Raw genomic sequence first — 10,257 nt, 5'->3', positions numbered from 1 at the left:
CGATTGGCGACTGCAGCGGGTTGAGTGCCGAGCAGGTCCAAGCCGAGCTAGACAATAACTGCCAGGGTATCTTGGGTTATGTCGTCCGTTGGGTCGACCAGGGCGTGGGCTGCTCTAAGGTACCCGACATTCACAACGTGGGCTTAATGGAAGACCGTGCCACACTGCGCATTTCCAGCCAACACATTGCAAACTGGTTGCATCATGGTGTTTGCACGCAAGAGCAGGTGCTAGAAACCTTGAAACGCATGGCGGCGGTGGTTGATGGGCAAAATGCGTCGGACCCTTTTTATACACCGATGGCCAGAGACTTTGAGGCTTCGATTGCGTTTAAAGCTGCGTGTGAGTTAGTGTTTAAGGGTGAAGAGCAGCCGAGTGGGTATACTGAGCCGGTGTTGCATGGGATGCGGAAAGTACTCAAACACGCCGGAAATTCAAATTTTGGCTCCATGAGCTCACTTTAAGACCGTGTCTTGAGTTGCCTCTGTGTTAACCCCGGCAGTTAGAGGGTAGCACGCGTTTCGAGGGGAGTGTTGCTGTGCATACCCAGCCAATAATCGCCTCACCAACCGTGTCGTTTTCAAATACCGGCGTAAATAACAGATCCCCCTGCAAAGCTTCATCATCGAAGCCACCGGTTCCATGTGTTAGAGTAAAAACCATAGCGTTGTTTTGTATGGCTACACTACTAATTAGGCGCGAATGAGAGGTGCCTCGAATACCTGCCTCTTGCAAAGTAGGCACGCGCCCGTGGATGGTATAGAACTCGGAATAGTTCGTTTTCTTTTCGCCAGCTATAGCCAACACCTCTGCGAATCGTGCTCGAATAACGTAATCGCGGAATGAGGGAAGCGCGACGGCCGATAGCATCCCTACGATAGCCACAACGACCATCATTTCTATCAAGGTAAAACCTCGATGGACTGCGAAATTTGGGATTGCCATCAATAGTGCCTCATAAAAAAAGCCGCTGAGTAGCGGCTTTTCCTGTAAATCTAGCTAAATATAGGACTACTAACCCCGGCAGTTCGATGGAAGCTTGTTTTTCTCCGCCACATTCGATGTGCACGTCCAAGTAGTAATGGGTGTGGTGCTATCGGTCTCTGTTTCGAAGGTCGGCGTGAACGTTACCGTCTTTCCGTCGAATTCTGATCCAAGGTCGGAGTCTGCTTGTAAAGTCATCACTATCGCATCGGCCGTAATCGCTGTACTATCGACCAACACCGAAGAAGGCGTAGCGTCAATACCAGCAACAGCTACGGTAGCAGGAGCATCTCCAGTGGTCATTTGATATTCGGTATAGCTTGTTTTCATTTCACCTGCGATTGCAAAAATCTCAGAAAATTTAGCACGCACGGTATAATCCTGATAAGCCGGCAAAGCCACCGCCGACAGGATGCCCACGATCGCAATTACAATCATGAGTTCGATCAGCGTAAAACCTTGCTGACGAGCTTGCTTCATGTTTTTCATATTCATATCCCCATTGGACAGTTTGTTTGCACGACATCGGACAATCCGAATGCCTTATTTATACCCTAGATTGGCAGATTTGCAAAGCGACGATTTCATACGTTTTAGTTGCAAATTTCTACAAAAAAGGCAACATGCTGTATGTGTTAACAGACGTTAATACTTAGGCATTGCCGCAAGGTTAGCATATAATTTCGGTAAAACAACAGAGTGCTAATTAAATTTTTGTTTCAGGAGCGGGCGTGAATCAAGCCACATCACCTACAGCAAGCAAAGCCCGACTGGGCGGCCTAGCCGGCCGTTTGATTATGGATGGCCTGATCACGGCCGACCAAGCCATAGAAGCACAGCAAGAAGCGACCGCGGCGCGCATTCCTTTTGTTCAACACCTGGTTGACGCCAAAGGCATCGACAGCGCTCGAATTGCTGCAGCCGCTGCATCGGAGTTTGGGGTTCCGCTGATGGACCTACGCGCCTTCGATAATGCGCAATTCCCCGAAGACTTGGTCGACATTAAGCTTATTCAAAAGCACCACGCGCTGCCTTTATTTAAACGCGGTAAGCGATTATTCATTGCACTGGCAGACCCAACCAATCTGCAGGCGCTAGACGAAATTAAGTTCCACACCGGCATCAATACCGAAGCGATCATCGTCGACCAAAAAGCCTTGTCGACTGCCATTGCGACGGCGACCGAAACGAAAGACGCAATTGAACAGCTCGGCGACCTAGAAAGCGGCCAGTTTGAAGAATTGGAAGTCGAGGCAATCGACGAGCACGATCGCGCCGACGGCGATCTGAACATGGAAGCGGACGACACACCTATCGTCCGTTTTGTGAACAAAGTACTCTTAGATGCGATTAAAGCCGGAGCCTCTGACATCCATTTTGAGCCCTACGAGCACACCTATCGCGTGCGCTTCCGTGCCGATGGCATCCTGAAAGAGGTCGTGCAACCGCCCAAGGCACTGGCGCCCCGCTTGGCGGCACGATTAAAAGTCATGTCCCGAATGGACATTTCTGAGCGACGAGTCCCTCAGGACGGCCGCATCCAAATGCGGTTATCAAAAACCCGCGCTATCGACATGCGGGTGAACACCCTGCCTACGCTGTTTGGCGAAAAGATCGTACTGCGTATTTTGGACCCCACCAGCGCGACCCTGGGTATTGATGCGCTAGGCTACGAGCCGGACCAAAAAAAACTGTTCACCGATGCACTCGACAAGCCGCAAGGCATGATCCTAGTTACGGGACCCACAGGTTCGGGTAAAACGGTATCGCTGTACACGGGCCTTAACATTCTTAATACCCCCGAGCGCAACATCTCGACCGCGGAAGATCCGGTCGAGATCAACTTGGATGGCATTAACCAAGTACCGGTTAACCCGAAGGTGGGCCTGAACTTTGCCGACGCACTGCGCTCGTTTTTGCGCCAAGACCCGGACGTGATCATGGTCGGGGAGATCCGTGACCTGGAAACGGCCGAAATCTCAATTAAAGCCGCCCAAACAGGTCACTTGGTGCTATCGACACTGCACACGAATAGCGCGGCCGAAACGATCACTCGCTTATTAAATATGGGCGTACCCGCCTTTAACTTAGCAACAGCCGTGACCTTGATTATTGCGCAGCGTTTGGCTCGGCGCTTGTGTTCAAAATGCGCCGAGCCCATTGATGAATTACCTGAGGAAAGCCTGCTGGAACTGGGTTTTACCAAAGAGATGCTCAAGGGCGCCACCATCAAAAAAGCGGTTGGCTGCGAGTCGTGTAACCATGGCTACAAGGGTCGAACGGGCATTTACGAAGTTGTGCAAATTACCCAAACCATTGCGCGCATGATTCTGGAAGGTAAAAACTCGATGGAGATCGCCGATGAAGCGCGCAAAGAAGGCTTCCACAGCCTTAGGACCTCGGCTTTAAGGAAAGTGTCGCAGGGCTTAATCAGCTTAGAAGAAGCAAACCGAGTCACGGTAGATTAACGAGTTAGGATGGTATGGCAGCAAAGACCTTTGAATTTGTTTGGGTTGGCACCGACAAGCGCGGCAAAGAAACCAACGGCGAGCTGGAAGCTACTTCGGTAAGCCTTGCCAAGGCGCAGTTACGTCGTCGCGGTATTAACGTTAAGTCCATCAAGAAAAAGGCTAAGCCTTTGTTTGGCGGTGGCGGCAAAAAAATCAAACCCGCCGACATTGCGCTATTCACCCGCCAGCTCGCCACGATGATGAAAGCGGGCGTGCCCTTGATTCAAAGTTTCGAGATTGTGAGCGACGGTATCGAGAACCCTAGAATGCGCAACCTGGTAAACAGCATTCGCGGCGATGTGGCGGCGGGTAACGCCTTGGCCGGCGCTCTGGGGAAACACAAAGATCAGTTTGACGAACTGTTCTGCTCGTTAGTTAACTCGGGCGAAAACTCAGGTACGCTCGAGACCATGCTCGACCGCGTAGCGACCTACAAAGAAAAAACCGAGCAGCTAAAAGCCAAAATTAAAAAGGCCATGACTTACCCCATTGCGGTTGTCATTGTGGCCTTGGCCGTGACCTCGTTGCTGCTGATTAAGGTCGTACCTCAGTTTGCGGAAACCTTTCAAAGCTTTGGCTCTGAACTACCCGCGTTTACCCTATTTGTATTGAACATCTCGTATTTCGCGCAAGACTACTACCTGATTATTTTTGGGGCTATAGCCATAGCGGTGGTCTTATTTAACCGCGCCAAAAAAACCTCACCCGCATTTAACGACCGTCTAGACGAAATCGCGCTCAAAGCTCCGATAGTCGGCACCATCGTGCACGATGCGGTCATCGCTCGTTTCTCACGCACGCTATCAACCACCTTTGCGGCGGGCGTACCCTTAGTCGAGGCTTTAGAGTCCACCGCCGGCGCGACGGGCAACTCGGTTTACAAAAAGGCCGTGCTGCGCATTCGCGATGACGTGACCGGGGGTTCTTCGCTGTACGCCGCTATTAAATCGAGCGGCTTGTTCCCCAATATGCTGCTGCAGATGGTGAGTATCGGTGAGGAATCGGGTGCGCTAGACGACATGCTCGACAAAGTGGCCAACCACTACGAAGAAGCCGTAGATAATGCGGTCGACAGCCTAAGCTCTTTGATGGAACCCATGATCATGGCGGTACTGGGTGTGCTGGTCGGCGGCCTGATGGTTGCGATGTATCTGCCCATCTTTATGTTAGGATCAGTGGTTTAAGGCCACCGAGACCGCACCATGGACCTACACCAACTCGCCGCCGAGCCCGCGCTGTGGTACCCCTTACTTTTTGTGCTGGGTGCCGTAGTCGGTAGCTTTTTAAATGTAGTCATACTACGGCTACCTAAAATCATGCAGCAGCAGTGGCGTAGCGAATGCGAAGCCTTCTTAGAGCTTGAGTCCACGCAAACTGGCAAGCCGCTGAGCTTATCGCACCCACCTTCTACCTGCCCAAGCTGCAACACTCGCATCAAGCCCTGGCAAAACATACCCATCCTGAGCTGGTTATTGCTTCGCGGTAAATGCGCAAACTGCAGCGTCAGCATCAGCGCACGCTACCCGATCATCGAGTTTATGACAGGCCTATTGAGCGTTGTGGTGGCCATGCAATTCGCCTACGACTGGGGGTTGTTACTCGCGCTTGTCACCACTTGGTGCCTTGTTGCGCTCACCGTCATCGACGCCGAGACTCAGCTCCTCCCTGATGACATTACCCTACCCCTGCTATGGCTTGGTTTAGTCGCCAATGCATTCGGCGTATTCACCGACCTACCCTCCGCTCTTTGGGGCGCCGTGTTTGGTTACGGCATTTTGTGGAGTATTTATTGGATATTTAAGCTGACGACCGGCAAAGAAGGCATGGGCTACGGCGACTTCAAATTGCTGGGAGCCTTGGGCGCCCTGCTGGGGTGGCAAGCTCTACCGATGATCATACTGATGTCGTCCGCGGTGGGCGCAATCATTGGCATAGCTCTAATGGCCACCAAACGATTAGACCGCGAGCAACCCATGCCCTTCGGACCTTATTTGGCTATTGCCGGGTGGCTATCGATGGTGTTTGGCGATACCATCACCTCCTTTTCACCCTACATGTAAGGCCATTATGCGGACTATCGGTATTACCGGCGGTATTGGCAGCGGTAAAACGGCGTTGACCGATTACTTAGCGAAAAAGGGCATCACCATTGTCGATGCCGACTTGGCCGCGCGCGTTATTGTCGAACCGGGCCGCCCAGCACTTAACGCGATTTTCGAGCACTTCGGTCCAAAGCTCGCCCAAGATGACGGCTCGCTTGATCGAGCCGCGCTGCGCAGCATTGTGTTTGCCAACCCAGAAGCACGCCTGTGGCTCGAGCAACTCACCCACCCCCTAATCGGGCAAGAGATACAAGATCAGCTCGCACGCGCAGCGGGGCCCTATCGGGTACTCAGCTCGCCCTTACTGCTAGAGGGCAGCCAAGCAGCTCTGGTAGATTATGTCGTGGTGGTTGACGTACCCGAAGCCCTTCAGGTTGAGCGAGCCAGTGCGCGCGACAACAACGACCCAGAGCAAATCAAGCGCATTATGGCAGCGCAGCTTGCCCGCAACGATCGCTTAGCCAGAGCCGATTACGTGGTCGATAATAGCGGCGGGCTAGACGAGCTGTACGCTCAGTCTGAGTTACTTCACAGTCACTTACTGAACTTGGTCTAAATACTCGACCAAGGCCTTTAGAATGTGGACGTTGGGTTCGGGCATGGGGTAGGTGCTCGCGCACTCTTCAATCTTGGCCCAGGTTGTGGCTTGCCCCTCTTTGCCGTGAGCCAGCCCCTTGAACTCTGTCACCAGCCAGCAGTCGAGCACAACCGTACGAATATCGTACTCATGGCGCTGCTGGATCAGGGGGGCAGCACTGATCACATCGATACCCAGCTCTTCATACAGCTCGCGCTTTAGTGCATCGAGTACCGTCTCGTCGGCCTCCACCTTGCCGCCCGGGAATTCCCACAAGCCGGCAAGATGTTGATCACCCTGCCGCTTGGCGATAAACAGGTCGCCCTCGCGCAAAATCACGCCGACGGCAACGTGGAGTGTGGGTTTAGGTTCGGTATTCGGCATTAATCCGCACGTAATCGTAGGAAAAGTCCGTGGTGTAGACCGTGGTCTGCGCAGGCCCTCGGTTCAAGCCAACTCGAAGCACAATGTCCGTTGGCGCCATCGCCGCTACACCCTGTTCTTCGGTATAAGAAGCGGCTCTACAACCCTGCTCGGCGATTAGCACATCGTTTAAATGCAGCGTTACGTCATCGATGACTAAGTCGTGCAAACCGGCGCGCCCAATAGCGGCTAGCAAGCGTCCCCAATTGGGGTCTGAGGCAAACAGAGCCGTTTTAACCAAGGGCGACTCGGCAATGGTAAAGGCCACATCCAAGCATTCCTGCTCGGTCTTACCGCCACTGACCTCAATCTGAAAAAACTTGGTCGCACCCTCGCCGTCGCGCACCATCATTTGCGCCAGTTCCAGCAGCAAGTCATCCAAAGTCTCGCAAAAGACTTGGTAGAGCTCGTTGTCTGAGTCAACACGTGGTAAGGCCGACTGCCCGGTGGCGCTGAGGGTGCAGGCATCGTTGGTCGAGGTATCGCCGTCTACCGTGATGCGGTGGTAAGACTGATCAACAGCGCGCAACAAAGCCTGCTGCAACAGCACCTCGTCAATCGCTAAATCGGTCGCTACGTAAGACAGCATGGTGGCCATGTTGGGGCGGATCATGCCCGCTCCTTTAGTCACGCCCGTGATCACAAAGCGTTCACCGCCAAACTCTACCTGACGCGACGCCACTTTGGGCCGTGTATCGGTCGTCATAATACCTTCTGCAGCCGGGGCCCAGTTATTCGTCTGCAGGTCGCTTAAGGCAGCAGGAATTGCCGCTTCAATTTTTGCCACCGGTAAAGGCTCGCCAATAACGCCAGTTGAGAAAGGCAGTATCTGCGCGGGTGAGCACTTCGCCGCCTGCGCTAATGCTGCAAGCGTCGCTTGCGCTGCCTCAATACCGGATGCACCCGTGCCCGCATTCGCGTTACCGGTGTTCACCAGCAGGTATTTGGGCTGGGTGGCCGCTAAATTTTCTCTGGCGACAATCACGGGCGCAGCGCAAAAGGCGTTGCGAGTAAACACACCCACCGTCGTGCTGCCTTCGGCCAATTCGAACACCACAAGATCTTTGCGGCCTACTTTTTTAATGCCTGCACTGGCAATACCAATGCGCACACCCGCAACCGGATGAATGGTCGTCATACGCTTAGAGCTTCCCGTGACATGATTTGTACTTTTTACCGCTACCGCAGGGGCAGGGTTCGTTGCGCCCTACTTTGCGTTCTTCCCGTACGAAGGGTTCTGCAGCGTCGCCCGCCTGATCTTGCGGGGCGGCTTCACCACCCATAGCGGCAGCTTGAGCGTGTTCAAACGCTAATTTTTCGCGTGCGGCTTCTTCTCGACGCCGTTGCTCTATCAGCTCGGCCTCGTCTGGACGTTGAATTTGCACATGGCTTAAAAACTTAATGACCTCAAACTTTAAGTTATTCAACAGGGTCTGGAATAACTCAAACGACTCACGCTTGTATTCCTGCTTGGGGTTTTTCTGTGCATAGGCACGCAAATGAATACCCTGACGCAATTGATCCATGGTCGCTAAGTGGTCTTTCCACAGCTGGTCCAAAATCTGCAGCATGACTTGTTTTTCAATGCGGCGCATATCGGGACCAACCAACTCGGACTTTTCATCATAAGCCGCTTGAATGGCTTGCACCACGCGCTCTCTTATCGCCTCTTCATCAACGGATTTATCCTCGTCCAGCCACTGCTGTACTGGCAGCTGAATGGCGAAATCCGTTTCTAGCAAGGCCTCTAAACCGGCAATATCCCACTGCTCTTCGACACTCATCGGCGGAATAAAGCCGTCGATGGCATCGTTGACCACATCGGCGCGGATCGCGATGATGGTTTCTGAGATATCGTCTTCCTCGAGCAGATCATTACGCTGTTGATAAATGATCTGACGCTGATCGTTCGCCACATCGTCGTACTCAAGGAGCTGCTTACGAATATCGAAGTTACGACCTTCGACTTTGCGCTGCGCTTTCTCGATGGCGTTCGTCACCATACGGTGTTCGATGGGCTCACCTTTCTCCATACCCAGCGCTTGCATAAAGCCCTTGACGCGGTCCGAAGCAAAAATACGCATCAGATTGTCGTCTAGCGACAAATAGAATCGAGACAATCCCGGGTCACCCTGACGGCCCGCCCGGCCTCGCAACTGGTTGTCGATACGGCGCGACTCGTGCCGTTCAGTGCCGAGAATATGCAAACCGCCGGCGGCCAAGACCGCGTCGTGACGCTCTTGCCACGCCGCTTTGATTTGCTCGGCTTCGGCATCGCTAATGTCACCGGCTGCCGTCAGCTCGGACTCAAGGTTACCGCCCAGCACGATGTCGGTACCTCGACCCGCCATGTTCGTGGCAATCGTCACAACACCTGAGCGACCCGCTTGGGCAATAATTTCAGCCTCCTGCTCGTGGTATTTGGCGTTGAGCACTTTGTGCTCGATGTTCGACTGCTTAAAGCGCTGCGACAACTCCTCCGAGGTCTCGACCGAAGCCGTACCTACCAATACAGGAGAGCCTTGCTCAATGCAGGATTGCACGTCAGCGACAATCGCATCGAACTTTTCTTCGCGGGTTAGGTATACCAAGTCGTTCAGATCTTTGCGCTGCATCGGCTTATTGGTTGGAATGACCAACACTTCTAAACCATAGATTTGACGAAACTCGAAGGCTTCGGTGTCGGCCGTGCCGGTCATGCCCGACAGCGTATTGTACAAGCGGAAGTAATTCTGGAAAGTGGTCGACGCTAGGGTCTGGCTCTCGCTTTGAATTTGCACGCCCTCTTTAGCCTCGATGGCTTGGTGTAAGCCTTCAGACAAACGACGCCCGGGCATGGTTCGGCCCGTGTGTTCGTCGATCAACACCACTTGCCCGCCTTGGACAATATATTCCACATCGCGGTGGAAAAGCACATGTGCCTTTAACGCGGTATGCACGTGGTGCAGCAAGTTCAAGTTGGTTGCCGCGTATAAGCTCTCACCCTCGGCAAGTAAGCCATCACTAACCAGCAAACCCTCGACATACTCGTGCCCTTCTTCTGAGAGCTCGATCGAGCGTTGCTTCTCGTCGATACTGTAGTGGCCGGGGACTTCCTCGGTTCCCTGATTCAGCATGGGCACGAAACGGTTAATGCGCTTGTACAATTCCGAGCTATCTGAAGACGCCCCCGATATAATCAGAGGGGTACGCGCTTCGTCGATAAGGATAGAATCCACCTCGTCGACAATGGCAAAATTAAGTTCGCGCTGCAGCTTGTCCTCGACCGCAAACGCCATATTGTCGCGCAGATAGTCAAATCCAAACTCGTTGTTGGTGCCGTAAATAATATCTGCCGAGTAGGCCTGTTTCTTCTGCTCGCTCGCTTGACCCGATTTAATTACGCCAACAGTCATTCCTAAAAAGCGATACAGCGGCTCCATCCAGTGCGCATCACGATTAGCCAAGTAATCGTTTACCGTCACCAAGTGCACACCTTTGCCTGTCAAGGCGTTCAGATAAGCTGGCAGAGTCGCCACGAGGGTTTTACCCTCACCGGTTCGCATCTCGGCGATTTTACCCTCGTGCAGGGCAATACCACCAATCATTTGCACGTCGAAATGGCGCATACCCAAGGCGCGCTTACCCGCCTCGCGCACACAAGCATAAGCCTCGGGCAACA

At 53.2% G+C, this 10,257-nt stretch carries 9 protein-coding genes and 1 pseudogene; 5 read left to right on the top strand and 5 right to left on the bottom strand.

The genetic code is table 11. The features are described from left to right. A pseudogene (locus ACTF5Z_RS09670) lies at nucleotides 1–464 on the top strand (malate synthase G); the annotation flags it as partial. 25 nt (nucleotides 465–489) lie between these two features. Here the strand turns inward: ACTF5Z_RS09670 and ACTF5Z_RS09665 are convergent. Beyond that, a complete protein-coding gene (locus ACTF5Z_RS09665; RefSeq protein WP_423849053.1) occupies nucleotides 490–945 on the bottom strand; it encodes a pilin in 456 nt (151 codons plus the stop codon). Between the two features lie 69 nt (nucleotides 946–1,014). Beyond that, nucleotides 1,015–1,473: a pilin gene (locus tag ACTF5Z_RS09660; RefSeq protein ID WP_438985455.1), complete on the bottom strand. Its 459-nt coding sequence runs from the start codon at nucleotides 1,471–1,473 to the stop codon at nucleotides 1,015–1,017. Nucleotides 1,474–1,715: 242 nt separating this feature from the next. Between ACTF5Z_RS09660 and pilB the strand changes: the two genes are divergently transcribed. From pilB to coaE, 4 genes are read left to right on the top strand one after another with little or no spacing between them, the layout of a single operon-like run. Then, nucleotides 1,716–3,452 (top strand): type IV-A pilus assembly ATPase PilB, encoded by a 1,737-nt coding sequence (gene pilB / locus ACTF5Z_RS09655; protein ID WP_438985454.1) that lies wholly within the window; start codon nucleotides 1,716–1,718, stop codon nucleotides 3,450–3,452. 14 nt (nucleotides 3,453–3,466) lie between these two features. Then, nucleotides 3,467–4,678: a type II secretion system F family protein gene (locus tag ACTF5Z_RS09650; protein ID WP_438985453.1), complete on the top strand. Its 1,212-nt coding sequence runs from the start codon at nucleotides 3,467–3,469 to the stop codon at nucleotides 4,676–4,678. An 18-nt stretch (nucleotides 4,679–4,696) separates the two neighbouring features. Beyond that, complete coding sequence (locus tag ACTF5Z_RS09645) at nucleotides 4,697–5,554, top strand: prepilin peptidase (RefSeq protein ID WP_438985452.1); 858 nt, start codon at nucleotides 4,697–4,699, stop codon at nucleotides 5,552–5,554. Nucleotides 5,555–5,561: 7 nt separating this feature from the next. Beyond that, nucleotides 5,562–6,152 carry a dephospho-CoA kinase gene (coaE, locus tag ACTF5Z_RS09640; RefSeq protein WP_009575688.1) on the top strand — a complete coding sequence of 197 codons (591 nt, stop codon included), beginning with the start codon at nucleotides 5,562–5,564 and terminating at the stop codon, nucleotides 6,150–6,152. Here coaE and ACTF5Z_RS09635 read toward each other — a convergent pair. From ACTF5Z_RS09635 to secA, 3 genes are all read right to left on the bottom strand, one after another. Then, nucleotides 6,135–6,557 (bottom strand): NUDIX domain-containing protein, encoded by a 423-nt coding sequence (locus tag ACTF5Z_RS09635; RefSeq protein ID WP_438985451.1) that lies wholly within the window; start codon nucleotides 6,555–6,557, stop codon nucleotides 6,135–6,137. The two genes, coaE and ACTF5Z_RS09635, sit on opposite strands and share 18 nt — an antisense overlap. Continuing rightward, nucleotides 6,538–7,734: a bifunctional glutamate N-acetyltransferase/amino-acid acetyltransferase ArgJ gene (gene argJ / locus ACTF5Z_RS09630; protein WP_438985450.1), complete on the bottom strand. Its 1,197-nt coding sequence runs from the start codon at nucleotides 7,732–7,734 to the stop codon at nucleotides 6,538–6,540. The genes ACTF5Z_RS09635 and argJ overlap by 20 nt, the downstream gene beginning before the upstream one ends. Before the next feature lie 4 nt (nucleotides 7,735–7,738). Beyond that, a partial coding sequence (gene secA / locus ACTF5Z_RS09625) for a preprotein translocase subunit SecA (protein WP_438985449.1) occupies nucleotides 7,739–10,257 on the bottom strand: 2,519 nt, incomplete at its 5' end.

This window comes from Aequoribacter sp. (genome assembly GCF_965659035.1).
Classification (GTDB): Bacteria; Pseudomonadota; Gammaproteobacteria; order Pseudomonadales; family Halieaceae; genus Aequoribacter.
Note: the sequence above shows the minus strand (reverse complement) of the source record. Positions and strands in the feature narration are given on the sequence as shown.